Genomic DNA, 14,890 nt, shown 5'->3' with positions numbered 1-14,890 from the left:
GTCCGCCCGGACCGCCCCGCCGCGGTGGCGGGGGCTTGTCGTCGCAGGGATCCTCACGCACAGAACCTGTCAAATCCGTGCATACCCGGCCGAGTGTGACGTTCGTCACATGTGCACTGTTCGGGTGGATAAGGGATCTTCGCCGATGGTGACGATCAAGGCCCTTGAGGCCCGTACCAGCAGCGGAAGAGATCACCGCGCCGAGACGGCCCCGCGAAGATCGCAACTGTGCGGGTACGTCGGCGAGATCGGCGCATAGGCCATCCGTGCGAGCCCAACTGGTCACGCCGTGAGGCCGAACGGACGACCCGCGTGCCGACGCACCGTCAACTCCCCGACCTGGGCGGCACCGTGACCCGCCCCGCGCGCCGCTCACCGTCCAGGACGCGCAGGGCGCGCGTCAGCGTCTCGGCGTGCACCTCGCTCTCGCCGCGCTGGTGCATCACGGTCAACGCGTCCCGCAGCGCTGCCGCCTTGGTGACCAGGGCCTGGGCGGCGCGCAGTCCGCCATAGGTGTCACGGCCGCGGGCGGGGTTGATCCGGCCGAGCAGGTCGACGACTTCGAGATAGCGGTCGATCAACTCGCCCTCGGCGCGCGTCAGTGCGGGCAGCCGGGGCAGATCCGGTGGCAGCATCGCGTCCCCTCAGTCGTCGCCGGGTGCGAGCAGGGTGGAACTGCGGCTGTCGATGATCCGGTCCACCAGGCCGTACTCCCGTGCCTGCGTGGCGTCGAGGATCGTGTCGCGCTCGATGTCGGCGGAGATCCGCTCCCGGCTCTGTCCGGTGTGCCGCGCGAGCATCTCCTCCAAGAGGGCCCTGATGCGCTGGAGTTCGGCCGCCTGGATCGCCAGGTCGCTGGTCTGGCCCTGGATCGGCTCGGTGAACTCCGGCTGGTGGATGAGGACTCGGGCCCCCGGCAGCATCGAACGCTTCCCCGGAGTTCCGGCCGCGAGCAGCACCGCCGACGCGGAGGCGGCCTGGCCCATGCAGACCGTCTCCACGTCGCAGCTCACGTACCGGATCGTGTCGTACACGGCGGTCATCGCGCTGAACGAGCCGCCCGGCGCATTGATGTAGAGCGAGATGTCCTGGTCGGGCGCGCTGTGCTCCAGATACATGAACTGCGCCATCACATCGTTGGCCGCCGTGTCGTCGATCGGCGTGCCGAGGAAGATGATCCGCTCCTCGAGGAGCTTCGAGTACGGGTCCCGGGTGCGCGTCCCCGCACTGGTGCGCTCGGTGAACTCCGGCAGGACATGGCGTGCGTACGGGCGGTTCCGGTTCATGGCGGCCTCCTTCAGGGCACGGCATCGCGCGTTCTGTAAAAAATGTACAGGACGTACGTGACGTTATGATGGACCCATGGCCTACGAGATTCCGGTGACGCAAGCCCGCGCTGAGCTCGCCGACCTGATCAACCGCGTGGTGTACGGCGGCGAGCGCGTGGTCGTCACCCGGCACGGCAAGCCGCTCGTGGCCCTGGTCTCGGCGGAGGATCTGCGCCGCCTGGAGGAGTTGCCCGAGGCGGCGGAAGAGCAGGTGATCAGCTCCGTCTCGACGGTCGGCTCGGGCGCGTCCGCGCAGGGCGAGCGCCAGCGCTTCGGGATCGCGGCGGAGCATCGGGGGGCTACGGGGGTGTAGGGCGCCCCGGAGGGGAAAAGGGGGGAACTCGGCCTCAGCCGGCCCGCCGCCCCCGCACCGCCCCACCGACCAGGACGAGCACCAACCCCACCCCCGCCCACACGGCGAGTGTCCACGCAGGCCTGGACGCCGCCGCGCCGTCGAAGAACGACACCGAGCGCAGCAGCGTGCCGCCCGCGCCCGGCGGCAGCCACTGGCCGATCGCGCCCGCGGGCTCGGGCAGCAGCTCGGGTGCCGAGGCGACGCCGGAGAACGGGTTGCCGATCAGGACCACGGTCAGGGCGCCGAGGGCGATCCCGGCGCGGCCGAGTACCGCCGCGAGTCCGGCCACGGTCGCGCTCACCGCCAGCGTCGACAGGGCGAGCACTCCCGCCTCCGTCCACCAGTCACCGGTCAGTGCCCCGAGCCAGCTGTGCGTCAGCGCGGCCGCCACGACTCCGACCAGGGCGGCGGCGCCCACCAGCGCGCAGGCGGCGCGCACCCCACGCAGGCCCAGCAGTGTCACTACCGCACCGGCCGCGACCCCGGCCAGCGCCATCGGCAGCACGCTCGCGCCGAGCGCCGCCCCGCGCGGGTCGCCGGGCGGAGCCGCCACCACGTCCTCGACCTGGACCGGGGCGCCCTTCGGCGCCTGGGCCGAGGCCGTCTCCTTGAGCATCTGCGCGACGACGGGACTCGCGGCCGAGGCGGTGAGCAGCCGGGGCCCGCGCTCGGTGGCGACGATCGCCCCGTAGACGTCCCGGTCCTCGATCGCGGCGCGCGCGGCGGCCTCGTCGTCGTACCGGTGCACCTCGAACGCGCCCTCCTTGCGCTCCAGTTGGTGTTCCAGACCGGCCACCGCGGCGGGCGCGCCGGCGACCGCGATCGGCAGGTCGCGGGGTGCCGTACGGGCGGCGGGCCAGGCGAAGGCCCACAGGGCGAGCGCGACGACGGCCGGGATGAGGACGAGCACCGCGAGCACGTGCCGGGCCCGCCCGGGGGCTGGGCCCGGTGCTGCCGCGGAGGTCGTGCCGGGGGTGGGTGTGGCGGACATGGCGGGCTCCCTCGGATCGGGAACGTATAGAGAATGACCGTTCGTTTTACGTGAGGCCACTGTCCCGCCGTCGCTGTGCCTTGTCAAGAATGAATGTTCGTTTTAGTTTGGGGTCCATGGCTCGCGTATCCCAGGAACACCTCGACGCCCGTCGCCGGCAGATCATCGACGGCGCCGTCCGCAGCTTCACGCAGGGCGGATTCCACGCCACGTCGATGCAGGACGTGCTGCGCGAGGCCGGGCTCTCCGCCGGGGCCGTATACCGCTACTTCAGCGGCAAGGAAGAGCTGATCGCCGCCATCGTCGGCGAGGTCTTCGGCACCATCAGGGGAGCCTTCGAGGACGCCGCCAAGCAGGACCCGCCGCCGCTGCCGGACCAGCTCCTCGGTCAGGTTCTGAACATCGTCCTGAACGGGCGGGTCGGCGGCGGCAGCATCGAGTTCCCGCGCCTCGTCCTGCAGGTGTGGGCCGAGACGCTGCGCAACGAGGAGCTGGCGGCGCCGCTGCGGCAGGGCTTCGTGGAGATGAGGGCGGCGTGGGGCGGGCTGGTCGACGCCTACCGTGAGGCCGGGCTCATGCCGGACGACGTCGAGCCCGACCACGTGGCGCGCACGATGATGGCGCTCGCGCAGGGCTTCATCGCCCAGCGGGCCCTGTTCGGGGACGCGGAGGTCGAGCAGCTGGAGGGCGGGCTGCGGGCCCTGATGCGTATGGAAGTACCCAAGGTCAGTTAACGCGCAGGAAAAACTTCGGCATTAGCGTGCAATCTCTTCCGGCGGGACGCCCAAACGCGAGTCAACAAGATGTTGAAGGCAACTAGTCTCCGCCTGCGTCCTGGCGGAGGCCTGCGCCCCAGCAGCCTCCTCGGCCCGGACGATGCCGGTCACGCCTGCCCGCACACAGGCGGACCATGACGGACTGTGAGGTGGCACGCGTGCAACTGACCCCGCACGAGCAGGAGCGACTGCTCATCCATGTGGCCGCGGACGTGGCGGAGAAGCGAAGGGCACGCGGACTGCGCCTCAACCATCCCGAGGCGGTCGCACTGATCACCTCGCACGTGCTCGAAGGCGCGCGCGACGGCCGCAGTGTCACCGAACTCATGTCCTCCGGGCGGAAGTTGCTCCGCCGCGAGGACGTCATGGAGGGCATCCCCGAGATGCTCCACGACGTCCAGGTCGAGGCGACGTTCCCCGACGGGACGAAGCTCGTCACCGTGCACGAGCCGATCGCCTGACGGGGGAGTCCTGCCGATGTCCTCGTCCCTCCAGCCGTTGGTCCCCGGAGAGATCCTGTACGCCGACGAGCCCGTCGTCCTCAACGAGGGCCGCCCCGTCACCCGCCTGACCGTCCTCAACACCGCCGACCGGCCCGTCCAGGTCGGCTCCCACTACCACTTCGCCGAGGCCAACCCGGGCCTGGACTTCGACCGGGCCGCCGCGCGCGGACTGCGTCTGAACATCGCCGCGGGCACCGCCGTCCGCTTCGAACCCGGCATCCCCGCCGACGTCGAACTCGTCCCCCTCGCAGGGCTGCGCCGCGTACCCGGCCTGCGCGGTGAGACCGGAGGTGCCCTCGATGGCTGAACTGACCCGCGCCGCCTACGCCGATCTGTTCGGCCCGACGACCGGTGACCGGATCCGGCTCGCCGACATCGACCTCCTGGTCGAGATCGAGGAGGACCGCAGCGGCGGGCCCGGACGCTCCGGCGACGAGGCCGTGTTCGGCGGTGGCAAGGTGATCCGCGAGTCCATGGGGCAGTCCTGCGTCACCCGTGCTGAGGGCGCCCCCGACACCGTGATCACCGGTGCCGTCATCGTCGACCACTGGGGCATCGTCAAGGCCGACATCGGCATCCGGGACGGCCGGATCACCGGCATCGGCAAGGCCGGCAACCCCGACACCATGGACGGGGTGCACCCGGACCTGGTCATCGGACCCGAGACCGAGGTCATCGCGGGCAACGGCCGGATCGTCACCGCGGGCGCCATCGACGCGCACGTCCACTTCATCTCGCCGACCCTCGTTGACGCCGCGCTCGCCGGCGGCATCACCACCCTCGTCGGCGGCGGCACCGGTCCCGCCGAGGGCAGCAAGGCCACCACGATCACGCCCGGCTCCTGGCATCTGGGCCGGATGTTCGCCGCGCTCGACTCGACGCCGCTCAACATCGGCCTGCTCGGCAAGGGCAACACCATGTCCGCCGACGCCATGCACGCCCAACTCCGCGGCGGCGCACTCGGGTTCAAGATCCACGAGGACTGGGGCGCCACCCCGGCCGTGATCGACGCCTGCCTGAACGTGTGCGAGGCGTCCGGCGCCCAACTCGCCATCCACACCGACACGTTGAACGAGGCGGGCTTCGTCGCCGACACCCTCGCCGCGATCGCCGGACGCTCCATCCACGCGTACCACACCGAAGGTGCGGGCGGCGGGCACGCGCCCGACATCATCACCGTGGTCTCCGAGCCCAACGTGCTGCCCAGCTCGACCAACCCGACCCGGCCGCACACCGTCAACACCGTCGAGGAGCACCTCGACATGCTGATGGTCTGCCACCATCTCAACCCGGCCGTCCCCGAGGACCTGGCCTTCGCCGAGTCCCGGATCCGGCCGTCCACGATCGCCGCCGAGGACGTCCTGCACGACCTCGGCGCCATCTCGATCATCTCCTCGGACTCGCAGGCGATGGGCCGGATCGGCGAGGTCGTGCTGCGCACCTGGCAGACCGCGCACGTGATGAAGAAGCGCCGCGGCCTCCTGCCGGGCGACGTCCGCGCGGACAACCACCGCGTACGCCGGTACGTCGCGAAATACACGATCAACCCGGCCGTCGCCCAAGGCCTCGACCACGAGATCGGCTCCGTCGAGAGCGGCAAGCTCGCCGACCTCGTCCTGTGGGACCCCGCGTTCTTCGGCGTCAAGCCGCTGCTCGTCCTGAAGGGCGGACAGATCGCGTACGCGCAGATGGGCGACGCCAACGCCTCCATCCCCACGCCCCAACCGGTCCTTCCGCGGCGGATGTTCGGCGCCCTCGGCTCCGCCCCGGCCGGGAACTCCCTCAACTTCGTCACGCAGTCCGCCCTCGACTACGGGCTGCCCGAACGCCTCGGCCTCGGCAAGGAGTTCGCCCCCATCGCCAGTACGCGCGGGGTCACCAAGGCCGACATGCGGGAGAACGACGCCCGGCCGCGGGTGCACGTCGACCCGGACAGCTTCGCCGTCACCGTTGACGGCGAGCTGATCGAGTCGGCGCCCGCGGCCGAACTGCCCATGACCCAGCGGTACTTCCTCTTCTGAGCGCCGGGTCAACGTGATGAACAGAGCAACCCTGCTGGTCCTGGCCGACGGCCGCTTCCCCGCCGGAGGGCACGCGCACTCCGGCGGGGCCGAGGCCGCCGTCGCCGCGGGCCGGATCAAGGACGCGGCCGACCTGGCGGAGTTCTGCCGCGGCCGGCTGCACACCAGCGGCCTGGTCGCGGCCGCCCTCGCCGCCGCTGCCGCGCTCGGCGTCGACCCGCTGGAGCTCGACGAGGCCGCGGACGCCCGCACCCCGTCGGCCGCCCTGCGCGCCGCCGCGCGGAAGTTGGGGCGTCAGATGATGCGGGCGGCCCGCGCCACCTGGCCGTCGGCCGAGCTCGACGCCCTCGCGTCCGTACGCCCCAAGGGCGCCCACCAGCCCGTCGTGCTCGGGCTCGCCGCCCGCTCGGCCGGACTCGGGCCCGAGGACGCGGCGTACGTCGCGGCGTACGAGTCGGTCAGCGGACCCGCCACGGCCGTCGTGCGCCTCCTGAGCCTCGACCCCTTCGACGCGACCGCCGTCCTGGCCCGGCTCGCCCCCGAACTGGACCGGGTCGCGGCGGACGCGGCGGAGTGCGCGCGGCGGGTGCCGGACGAGGGCGCGGATGCCCTTCCGGCCGCGTCCGCCCCGCTCCTGGACATCGGGGCGGAGGCGCATGCGGCTTGGGCGGTACGGCTGTTCGCGTCGTAGACCTGTAACTGGGGCTCCGCCCCGGACCCCGCTCCTCAATCTCCCCCAGCTACCGCTGGGAGGTGCCCCCAGAGGGGCTCATTTTGAGCCCCTCCGGCGATTGGGGAGGCCCGTCCGGCAGGACTTTCGGGAAGGGGCGGGGCGGGGAGAAAAACGCCCCTGACCACCGCCCCCTCGCCGACACCTGACCCCTGACCCCTGAACCCGACAACCCCTTGGAGTCCCAGATGCACCTCGACCACTCCCACACCCACGACGGCCCCGCCGCCCTCAGTGCCGATGCCGTGCGGCCCGACGGGCGGCGGCGGGCGCTGCGGATCGGGCTCGGTGGGCCCGTCGGGTCCGGGAAGACCGCGACCGTGGCCGCGCTCTGCCGGGCCCTGCGCGACGAGCTGTCCCTCGCCGTCGTCACCAATGACATCTACACCCGCGAGGACGCCGCGTTCCTGCTGCGCGAGGCCGTGCTGCCGCCCGAGCGGATCGCCGCCGTCGAGACCGGCGCCTGCCCGCACACCGCCATCCGCGACGACATCTCCGCCAACCTGGAGGCCGTCGAGGACCTGGAGGACGAAATCGGGCCGCTCGACCTGGTGCTCGTCGAGTCCGGCGGCGACAACCTCACGGCCACGTTCTCCCGGGGCCTGGTCGACGCCCAGCTGTTCGTCATCGACGTGGCGGGCGGCGACGACATCCCGCGCAAGGGCGGCCCCGGCGTGACCACCGCCGACCTGCTCGTCGTCAACAAGACCGACCTCGCCCCGTACGTCGGCTCCGACCTGCAGCGGATGGCGCGGGACGCGAAGGAGCAGCGGGCCGAACTCCCGGTCGTCTTCCAGTCGTTGCGGTCCGCGGAGGGCGTGTCCGAGGTCGCCGCCTGGGTGCGGGAGCGGATCGCCGCCTGGACCGCCGCGTGAGCGTGTCCGCGGGGCAGGCCCTGGCGGACGGAGGGCTGCGGGCCACCGCCCGGATCCGCGCCGAGGCGGACGGCCGCGGCACCAGCCGCCTCCCCGTCCTCGAAGGCGAAGGGCCCCTCGCCGTACGGCGGATCCGCAGCGCGGGCCGGGAGGCGCGCGTCGCCCTCGTCGGCGCGATGAGTGCCCCGCTGGGCGGCGACCGGCTGACCGTGTCGGCCGAGGCGGGGCCGGGGGCGCGGCTCGACGTGACCTCGACGGCCGCGACCATCGCGCTGCCCGGCCAGTCGAAGCAGCCCGCCCACTACGACGTGCGGCTGAGCGTCGACGAGGGCGCCGAGTTGCGCTGGCTGCCCGAGCAGCTGATCTCGGCGTACGGCAGCGAGCTGCGCGTGACCACCCGGGCCGAACTCGCCTCCGGGGCACGCCTGTTGCTGCGCGAGGAGCAGGTGCTCGGGCGGGCGGGGGAGGAGCCGGGCGCCCTCACCAGCCGGCTCACCGTGCGCTGCGAGGGGCGGGTTCTGTTCGACCAGGAGCTGGCCTGCGGCCCCGGCGCACCTGGCGGCTGGGACGGTCCCGCCGCCCTGGCCGGGCATCGCGCGATCGGTCAACTCATCGTCGTACGACCGGAGTTGGTGCACGCCCCGGTGCGGCCCCGGATGCTCGGCGAGCTCGCCGCGCTGACCCCGCTCGCCGGTCCGGGACTGCTGGTGACGGCGGTGGCGTCCGACGCGCTGCGGCTGCGGCGGGTCCTCGACGAGGCGGTACGACGAGTGGCCCCGTGAGCGAACGGGTGGCGGCGGGCGGCGGGCGGCCGGTGGCGCGGTTTCCTCGCTGCACGGTGCACTCCTTCGCTGGGCGGTGCACTCCTTCGCCGGGCGGTGAACTCCCCCGCGCGGGGCCACCGCTGAGCGGAGCAGGGGCCACCGGTTATCGGATTGGCAAAGAACATCTGTCCGATCTGTTGCCAGGTACCCGTCAGACGCAAGGATCCCCCGAGAGCGCGTGACGACCTGAGAACGCGTGACGATCTGATCGAAACGATCTGGGGGAGGTACCACTTGAGACGCACAGCGGTGCTCGGCTCGGCCGGCACTCTGATCGCGGGGACCCTCATAGCGGGTGCGATGGCGGCTCCGGCGGCGAACGCCGACAGCGGCCGTCGCACGGTCTCCGAGGCGCGGGGCGTGACCATCGCCGCGGCGCGGGCGGCGAAGACGGGGATCGACTGGAAGGACTGCCCGGCGGACTGGGGGCTCGCTAAGCCCGTCCAGTGCGGCTGGGTCAGCGTTCCGCTCGACTACGGCAATCCGCATGGCAAGCAGATCAAAATCGCCGTCGACCGGGCGAGGAGCACTGGCACCAAGAGCGAGCGGCAGGGCTCCCTGATCTACAACCCGGGCGGCCCTGGCGGCTCCGGGATGCGTTTCCCGCTGCGTGTGACCACCAAGGCCCCGCTGTGGAAGAAGACCGCGGAGGCCTACGACTTCGTCGGGTTCGACCCGCGCGGTGTCGGTCACTCGGCGCCCATCTCCTGTGTCGACCCGCAGGAGTTCGTCAAGGCGCCCAAGCTCGACCCGGTGCCGGACTCCGAGGCCGACAAGCGCGCGCAGCGCAAGCTCGCCGCCGAGTACGCGGAGGGCTGCAAGGAGCGCAGCGGCGAGATGCTGCCGCATATGACGACTCCGAACACCGCCCGCGACCTGGACGTGATCCGCGCCGCGCTCGGCGACCGGAAGCTCAACTTCATCGGGGTGTCCTACGGGACGTACATCGGCGCGGTGTACGCCACGCTCTTCCCGGACCACGTGCGGCGGATGCTCGTCGACAGCGTCGTGAACCCGTCCCGGGAGAAGATCTGGTACCAGGCCAACCTGGACCAGGACGTCGCCTTCCAGACCCGCTGGGAGGACTGGAAGAAGTGGGTCGCGCAGCACGATGCCACCTTCCACATCGGCGACACCCCGCAGAAGGTCGAGGCCCAGTGGCTGAAGCTGCGGGCCGCGGCCAAGAAGGAGCCCATCGGTGGCGTCGTCGGCCCCGCGGAGCTGATCGGATTCTTCCAGGCCGCGCCGTACTACGACTCCGCGTGGGTGTCGACCGCCGAGGTGTGGAGCAAGTACCTCGCCGGTGACGAGAAGGCCCTCGTCGAGGCCGCGGGCCCGGACCTGTCCGACACCGCCGGCAACATCTCTGCGGAGAACGGCAACGCCGTCTACACCGCCGTGGAGTGCACCGACGCCAAGTGGCCCACCAGCTGGAAGAGGTGGGACCGCGACAACACGCGTCTGCACGAGGACCACCCCTTCATGACGTGGGCCAATGCCTGGATGAACCTGCCGTGCGCCACCTGGGGCGTGAAGCAGCAGACCCCGGTCGAGGTGAAGTCCGGCAAGGGCCTGCCGCCCGTCCTCATCGTCCAGTCCGAGCGGGACGCGGCCACGCCGTACGAGGGCGCGGTCGAGCTGCACAAGCGGCTCAAGGGCTCCCGCCTGATCACCGAGAAGGACGCCGGATCGCACGGTGTGACCAACGCGGTCAACCCCTGCATCAACGAGCGGGTCGACAGCTACCTGCTGAGCGGGAAGACCGACAGCCGCGACGTGACGTGCGCCCCGCACGCCGCGCCCAAGCCGTAGGTCCTCCTCCCGGACCTGTACGGCACCGAGAGGCGGGCGGGGACAACTCCGTCCGCCTCTCCGCCAGTTCAGACGGCCTTGCCCCGCCGCGTGAGCCACGCGTCCTCCGCCTCGTAGTCGAAGAGGTCGCCCATCGGGTCGTACGCCGCCGCCAGCACCGGGAAGGCCTCCCGCCAGTCCTTGCCGTGCAGCCGCGCGGCGAGCCACTCGACGGTCTCGGGCAGGGACCGCTCGTACGTCACCACCGGGCGGTAGCCCAACTCCCGTGCCGCCGACATGTCCAGCACCAGCGGGTGCGCCAGGCTCCACGGGGTGCTGCCGACCGTCGGCGCCGGAGGCTCGCCCGGTATCAGGACCGTCTCCGACTCCACGCCGAGCAGCGCGTCGATCGCCGCGCCGATCTCGGCCACCGCGGGCGCCGCCGGATCGGCGGCGTTCAGGACGCGTGAGCCCGGTCGGGCGGCCGCCAGGCGCACCAGTTCCGCGATGTTGTGCACGCTCGCCGGGTGGAACCTGCTCGCCCCGCCGTATGCCAGGATCCGCCGCGGCCGGCCGTCCAGGGCCCGCTTGACGAAGTACAGCTCACGCGGCGTGGTGCAGTGCGGTCCGTGCACGGCGCCCGCGCGCAGCAGCGTCGTCGGCAACGTGTCCCCGGCGCCGAGGAGTTCGTCCTCCAGGGCCACCTTGCGCCCGCCGTACGTCTCGCCCGGAGCCAGTCTGCGGTACGACTCGGGGAGCGGCACCGGATAGCGCGGGTGCCCGTCGGGCTCGTCCTGGGTGAGGAAGCTGCGGCCCTGCTCGTCCTCGTAGACCGCCGCGCTCGATATCACCACCGCCGAGCCGATGCGGTCGGACAGGGCCCTCAACTGCCGGGCGTGGCCCCGGCCGTACGCCACCACGTCCACCACGACGTCCACGCCGTCGCCGATCAGCCGGGCGAGAGCGGCGTCGTCCTCGCGGTCGAGGCGGGCCGTGCGCACCCCCTCCGGCCGGTCCGCGTCAGGGGTCGCGCCGCGCGACGCCGCGGTGACGTCCCAGCCGTCCTGCGCGAGCGCGCGCACCGCCGAACGCCCGATCTGCCCTGTGGCCCCGATCACCAGCGCATGAGTCATGTCTGGAACGTACGACGCTCGGGGCCGTTCGTCCCAGGGTGTTTTGCTGACCGCAGATTCGCGGGCGCGTTGAAGCGGTCGGGGCTTGAGACCTGGTGGGCCGGGTAGAGGGCGGCACGCCCGTCAACGCGGGTCGGGGCTTGAGGCCCGGTGGGCCGGGTAGAGGGCGGCGTGCGCCTCAACGCCCGGGCAGCTTGGGGAACTTGCGGCCTCCGGCCGCCGCCTGGCGCTCCTTCTCCGCCTGCGCCTCCGCCTGCTCCTCGGCCTTGACCACGGCCGCGTACCGGTCCACGTACTCCTGGTCCGAGAGCCCCAGGATCGCGTACATGATCTCGTCCGTGACCGCCCGCAGGATGGCCTTCTCGCCGTCCATGCCCTCGTACCGGGAGAAGTCGAGAGGCTCGCCGAAACGAATCGTCACGCGCTGGAACCGCGGCAGCTTCTGGCCCGGAGGCTGCGCCTCGAACGTGCCGATCATCGCGCACGGGATCACCGGCACATGGGCCTTCAGCGCCATCGCGGCGACGCCGACCTTGCCCTTGTAGAGCCGGCCGTCGTGCGAGCGCGTGCCCTCCGGGTAGATGCCGAGCAACTCGCCCTTGCCGAGCACCCCGAGCCCCTCCCGGATCGCCGCCTGGCCCGCCTCCTTGCCCGAGCGGTCCACCGGGATCTGGCCCGCGCTGTGGAAGAACGCCGCGGTCAGCCGGCCCTTGACGCCGGGGCCCGTGAAGTACTCGGCCTTCGCCAGGAAGGTGATCCTCCGCTTGAGGATGGCCGGCATCAGGAAGTGGTCCGAGAACGACAGATGGTTCCCCGCGACGATCGCCGCACCGTCTTCGGGGATGTGCTCCAGGCCCTCGATCCGCGGCCGGAAGACCAGCCTGAGCAGGGGACCAAGCAGCACATACTTGAGCACGTAGTAGAACAAGAGGGTCGCTCCTCACTCGGCAGGGCCATGTCGACACTGCGTTTTACCAGGTCGCCGGAGTGCCGGGGAGAGCGCGGTCGGGCGGTCGCGCGAGCCGCCGCGCCGCGAGTAACCCTGAGGCAACCCTGAATGTCCCTCATCCTTCCCTGACAACTGTCAGAAATCTTTGACCTGTTCACCGGGCGACTGCACCGTGGTGTGAGGCGGGCCGCCGAGCGGCAACTCGACGGCCCGTGCACGACCGAGCCGACTCGCGCGGTCATGAGCCACGACCCGCGCGGGCCTTCCCCTGCGTAGAAAGCGGGTTCGTCATGCCCAGTCCTGCACCGTCCACTGTAGTCGCGGCCTCAAGCAGCTACGCCGTCGCGATCGCCGACTCCGACGATCAGATCCGCGCGGCCCAGCGCCTGCGCCACCAGGTCTTCGCGGGCGAGATGGGGGCCCGCCTGCACACCCCGCTGCCGGGCCACGACGTGGACGACTTCGACGCGGTGGCGGACCACCTGGTCGTCACCGACGCGACCACCGGCGAGGTCGTCGGGACGTACCGCCTGATCCCCCCGGGCCGCACCCAACGGCTGTACTCCGACGGCGAGTTCGACCTCACCGAGCTGGCCGGGATCCGCTCCCAGCTGGTCGAGACCGGCCGCTCCTGCGTGCACCCCGACCACCGCAACGGCGCGGTGATCAACCTGCTGTGGGCGGCCCTCGCCCGCTATCTGCTGCTCTCCGGGCACAAGTACCTGGGCGGCTGCGCCTCCGTCCCGCTCGCCGACGGCGGGCGGGACGCGAGCAGCACCTGGCTCCTCGGCAACGGCAGGCACGCCTCGCCGCCCGAGCTGCGCGTCCACCCGCACCGCCCCTGGCACCCCTCCGGCCCGCTCGACGGCCCGGCCCGCCCCGCCGACCTGCCGCCGCTGCTTCGCGGCTATCTGCGGCTCGGCGCCTGGATGTGCGGAGCACCCGCCCACGACCCGGAGTTCGACGTCGCGGACTTCTACGTCCTGCTGCCGATGGACCGCATCAACGACCGCTACCGCCGGTACTTCCTGGGGGAGGAACAGTGAACGGACCGGTCGCCACGGCCGCCTCGACCCCCGTCGCTCCCCCCGGCGCCTCCCTCGCGCCGCCCCTGCCGCAGAGCCCCTGGTTCCCGGCCTCGCCCTGCACGCCGCACTGCGCCCGCCCGGCCGCCCCGCCCGTGTCCCGCCTGGCCACCGCCCGGCGCTACGCCGCGTTCGGGCAGGTCGTCGCCGGCGCCCTCGCCTCCCCGTCCGCGACCCGCGACGGGCAGGCGGTACGCGACCGGGCCCGCGCCCTCCTCACCTCGCTCGACGTGCACCTGGACGCGGGCGACGTCCCGCTCACCGTCCCTGGGACCGGCACACTCGTGGTGGCCGACCACATCTCCTGGCTCGACATAGTGGCGCTGCTCGCCTGTGAGCCGGTCACACTCGTCGCCAAGCGCGAGGTGGGCCGCTGGCCGGTGGTCGGCCCGCTCGCCCGCCGCGTCGGCACCTGCTTCATCGACCGCGGCAGCCTGCGCGCGCTGCCCCAAGCGGTCGACCGGGTGCGGGAGTTCCTGGCCGCGGGCCGTACCGTCGCGGTCTTCCCGCAGGGCACCACCTGGTGTTCGGCCGCGGGCGGCGGATTCCGGCGCGCGATGTTCCAGGCCGCGATCGACGCGCGCGTGCCCGTCCGCCCGGTCACCCTGAGCTATCTCCAGTACGGCAGGCCGAGTGCGGTCGCCGGCTTCCTCGGCGACGAGGGCTTCGTCCCCTCCCTGCACCGGGTGGCGCAGGCGGACGGCCTCGCCGTCCGGATCCGCGCCCACGCACCGCTGCCCACCGGCCCCGGCAGCGACCGGAGGGAACTGGCGGCGGCCGCGCAGGAATCGGTCTTCCGGGACCAGCCGAGGCGCCATGGCTGAGTGGCTCGACCCCTATGTGGCGTTCCTGCAGGGCCTGTTGGACTCGCCCTGGCTGTGGCTGGTCATCTTCGGCACGGCGGCTCTGGACGCCCTGCTGCCGTTCATGCCGAGCGAGGGCACGGTCGTCTTCGCGGCCGTCCTGATCGGCCCGGACCTGGGCCGCCTCGCCCTGCTCACGGTCCTGGCCGCGGCGGGCGCGGTGGCGGGCGACCTCGGCGGGTACGGAGTGGGGCGCCGCGCGGGCCCCCGGCTGACCCGACTGCTGCTCCGCGGCGAGAAGGGCAGGCGCCGCCTCGCCGCCGCCCACTCCCTCCTCGCGCGGCACGGAGCGCTGCTGATCGTGGCCGGGCGGTACGTGCCGGGCGGGCGCGTGGTGACCGGCCTGAGCACGGGCGCCGTCCGCTATCCCGTGCGCCGCTTCCTCCTCTTCGACGTGATCGGAGCGAGCGTCTGGGCCGTCCTCAGCGTGGCCGTCGGCGCCCTCGGCGGAGCCGCCTTCGCCGACCGCCCCGTGTACGGTCTGCTGCTCTCGTCCGGCACGGTCGTGCTCCTGACGCTCACGGGGGAGTGCATACGGAGACGGGGCCGCGGCCGATGGGCCCGCCTGGTGTTGCGCAGGCCGACTGATGAGTCAGTCATCATCACAACACCGCCGGATTGCTCGCTGAAAGCCCAGCAGTAGAGGGGGAGTGGCGGAAAGGGTCG

General features: G+C 72.3%; 17 protein-coding genes. 12 read left to right on the top strand and 5 right to left on the bottom strand.

The genetic code is table 11. The features are described 5' to 3' along the window. Positions 1-326: 326 nt before the first annotated feature. Both RCO28_RS28740 and RCO28_RS28735 read right to left on the bottom strand, forming a co-directional pair. Complete coding sequence (locus RCO28_RS28740; protein ID WP_308944203.1) at positions 327-635, bottom strand: hypothetical protein; 309 nt, start codon at positions 633-635, stop codon at positions 327-329. Between the two features lie 9 nt (positions 636-644). Next, positions 645-1,286: an ATP-dependent Clp protease proteolytic subunit gene (locus RCO28_RS28735; protein ID WP_308944202.1), complete on the bottom strand. Its 642-nt coding sequence runs from the start codon at positions 1,284-1,286 to the stop codon at positions 645-647. Positions 1,287-1,362: 76 nt separating this feature from the next. Between RCO28_RS28735 and RCO28_RS28730 the strand changes: the two genes are divergently transcribed. Next, complete coding sequence (locus tag RCO28_RS28730) at positions 1,363-1,641, top strand: type II toxin-antitoxin system Phd/YefM family antitoxin (protein ID WP_308944201.1); 279 nt, start codon at positions 1,363-1,365, stop codon at positions 1,639-1,641. A gap of 34 nt (positions 1,642-1,675) precedes the next feature. Here RCO28_RS28730 and RCO28_RS28725 read toward each other — a convergent pair whose 3' ends face one another. Beyond that, positions 1,676-2,674 carry an ABC transporter permease gene (locus RCO28_RS28725; RefSeq protein ID WP_308944200.1) on the bottom strand — a complete coding sequence of 333 codons (999 nt, stop codon included), beginning with the start codon at positions 2,672-2,674 and terminating at the stop codon, positions 1,676-1,678. Between the two features lie 116 nt (positions 2,675-2,790). On the opposite strand from RCO28_RS28725, the gene RCO28_RS28720 reads away from it, so the two are divergent. From RCO28_RS28720 to RCO28_RS28685, 8 genes are all read left to right on the top strand, one after another. Next, complete coding sequence (locus tag RCO28_RS28720; RefSeq protein WP_308944199.1) at positions 2,791-3,408, top strand: TetR/AcrR family transcriptional regulator; 618 nt, start codon at positions 2,791-2,793, stop codon at positions 3,406-3,408. 200 nt (positions 3,409-3,608) lie between these two features. Next, entirely contained in the window at positions 3,609-3,911 is a 303-nt protein-coding gene (locus RCO28_RS28715; protein ID WP_308944198.1) for an urease subunit gamma, read from the top strand. Between the two features lie 37 nt (positions 3,912-3,948). Then, entirely contained in the window at positions 3,949-4,260 is a 312-nt protein-coding gene (locus RCO28_RS28710; RefSeq protein WP_308944335.1) for an urease subunit beta, read from the top strand. Further along, on the top strand, positions 4,253-5,974 hold the full coding sequence (locus tag RCO28_RS28705; protein WP_308944197.1) for an urease subunit alpha: 1,722 nt from the start codon (positions 4,253-4,255) through the stop codon (positions 5,972-5,974). Before RCO28_RS28710 ends, RCO28_RS28705 begins: the two co-directional genes overlap by 8 nt. A 16-nt stretch (positions 5,975-5,990) precedes the next feature. Further along, on the top strand, positions 5,991-6,665 hold the full coding sequence (locus tag RCO28_RS28700) for an urease accessory UreF family protein (protein ID WP_308944196.1): 675 nt from the start codon (positions 5,991-5,993) through the stop codon (positions 6,663-6,665). Between the two features lie 227 nt (positions 6,666-6,892). Further along, the gene (gene ureG, locus RCO28_RS28695; protein WP_308944195.1) at positions 6,893-7,579 is read left to right on the top strand and encodes an urease accessory protein UreG; all 687 of its coding nucleotides are present in this window, start codon (positions 6,893-6,895) and stop codon (positions 7,577-7,579) included. Beyond that, on the top strand, positions 7,576-8,361 hold the full coding sequence (locus RCO28_RS28690) for an urease accessory protein UreD (RefSeq protein WP_374991270.1): 786 nt from the start codon (positions 7,576-7,578) through the stop codon (positions 8,359-8,361). Before ureG ends, RCO28_RS28690 begins: the two co-directional genes overlap by 4 nt. A 276-nt stretch (positions 8,362-8,637) precedes the next feature. Further along, positions 8,638-10,215 (top strand): alpha/beta hydrolase, encoded by a 1,578-nt coding sequence (locus tag RCO28_RS28685; RefSeq protein WP_308944194.1) that lies wholly within the window; start codon positions 8,638-8,640, stop codon positions 10,213-10,215. 68 nt (positions 10,216-10,283) lie between these two features. Here RCO28_RS28685 and RCO28_RS28680 read toward each other — a convergent pair whose 3' ends face one another. Together RCO28_RS28680 and RCO28_RS28675 are read right to left on the bottom strand one after the other, a co-directional pair. Further along, a complete protein-coding gene (locus RCO28_RS28680) occupies positions 10,284-11,327 on the bottom strand; it encodes an NAD-dependent epimerase/dehydratase family protein (RefSeq protein WP_308944193.1) in 1,044 nt (347 codons plus the stop codon). A gap of 178 nt (positions 11,328-11,505) precedes the next feature. Next, positions 11,506-12,255, bottom strand: coding sequence for a lysophospholipid acyltransferase family protein (locus RCO28_RS28675; protein WP_308944192.1), 750 nt, complete (start codon positions 12,253-12,255; stop codon positions 11,506-11,508). A 311-nt stretch (positions 12,256-12,566) separates the two neighbouring features. Here RCO28_RS28675 and RCO28_RS28670 point away from each other — a divergent pair, with 311 nt between their 5' ends. Genes RCO28_RS28670 through RCO28_RS28660 form a run of 3 tightly spaced genes read left to right on the top strand, consistent with a single transcriptional unit; the run spans position 12,567 to position 14,867 of the window. Beyond that, on the top strand, positions 12,567-13,322 hold the full coding sequence (locus tag RCO28_RS28670) for a GNAT family N-acyltransferase (protein ID WP_308944191.1): 756 nt from the start codon (positions 12,567-12,569) through the stop codon (positions 13,320-13,322). Beyond that, positions 13,319-14,185, top strand: coding sequence for a lysophospholipid acyltransferase family protein (locus RCO28_RS28665; protein WP_308944190.1), 867 nt, complete (start codon positions 13,319-13,321; stop codon positions 14,183-14,185). The genes RCO28_RS28670 and RCO28_RS28665 overlap by 4 nt, the downstream gene beginning before the upstream one ends. Then, positions 14,178-14,867, top strand: coding sequence for a VTT domain-containing protein (locus RCO28_RS28660; protein ID WP_308944189.1), 690 nt, complete (start codon positions 14,178-14,180; stop codon positions 14,865-14,867). The genes RCO28_RS28665 and RCO28_RS28660 overlap by 8 nt, the downstream gene beginning before the upstream one ends. The last annotated feature ends 23 nt before the right edge of the window (positions 14,868-14,890 follow it).

The sequence above is a fragment of the Streptomyces sp. LHD-70 genome, from assembly GCF_031157275.1.
Classification (GTDB): Bacteria; Actinomycetota; Actinomycetes; order Streptomycetales; family Streptomycetaceae; genus Streptomyces.
The sequence above is the reverse complement of the archived record's forward strand: the minus strand, read 5'-3'. Positions and strand labels throughout refer to the sequence as shown.

Bases quoted from the DNA above. Each gene is read 5' to 3' on its own strand.
- RCO28_RS28740 (WP_308944203.1), bottom strand. From the start codon at position 635: ATGCTGCCACCGGATCTGCCCCGGCTGCCCGCACTGACGCGCGCCGAG.
- RCO28_RS28735 (WP_308944202.1), bottom strand. From the start codon at position 1,286: ATGAACCGGAACCGCCCGTACGCACGCCATGTCCTGCCGGAGTTCACC.
- RCO28_RS28730 (WP_308944201.1), top strand. From the start codon at position 1,363: ATGGCCTACGAGATTCCGGTGACGCAAGCCCGCGCTGAGCTCGCCGAC.
- RCO28_RS28725 (WP_308944200.1), bottom strand. From the start codon at position 2,674: ATGTCCGCCACACCCACCCCCGGCACGACCTCCGCGGCAGCACCGGGC.
- RCO28_RS28720 (WP_308944199.1), top strand. From the start codon at position 2,791: ATGGCTCGCGTATCCCAGGAACACCTCGACGCCCGTCGCCGGCAGATC.
- RCO28_RS28705 (WP_308944197.1), top strand. From the start codon at position 4,253: ATGGCTGAACTGACCCGCGCCGCCTACGCCGATCTGTTCGGCCCGACG.
- RCO28_RS28700 (WP_308944196.1), top strand. From the start codon at position 5,991: ATGAACAGAGCAACCCTGCTGGTCCTGGCCGACGGCCGCTTCCCCGCC.
- ureG (WP_308944195.1), top strand. From the start codon at position 6,893: ATGCACCTCGACCACTCCCACACCCACGACGGCCCCGCCGCCCTCAGT.
- RCO28_RS28680 (WP_308944193.1), bottom strand. From the start codon at position 11,327: ATGACTCATGCGCTGGTGATCGGGGCCACAGGGCAGATCGGGCGTTCG.
- RCO28_RS28670 (WP_308944191.1), top strand. From the start codon at position 12,567: ATGCCCAGTCCTGCACCGTCCACTGTAGTCGCGGCCTCAAGCAGCTAC.
- RCO28_RS28660 (WP_308944189.1), top strand. From the start codon at position 14,178: ATGGCTGAGTGGCTCGACCCCTATGTGGCGTTCCTGCAGGGCCTGTTG.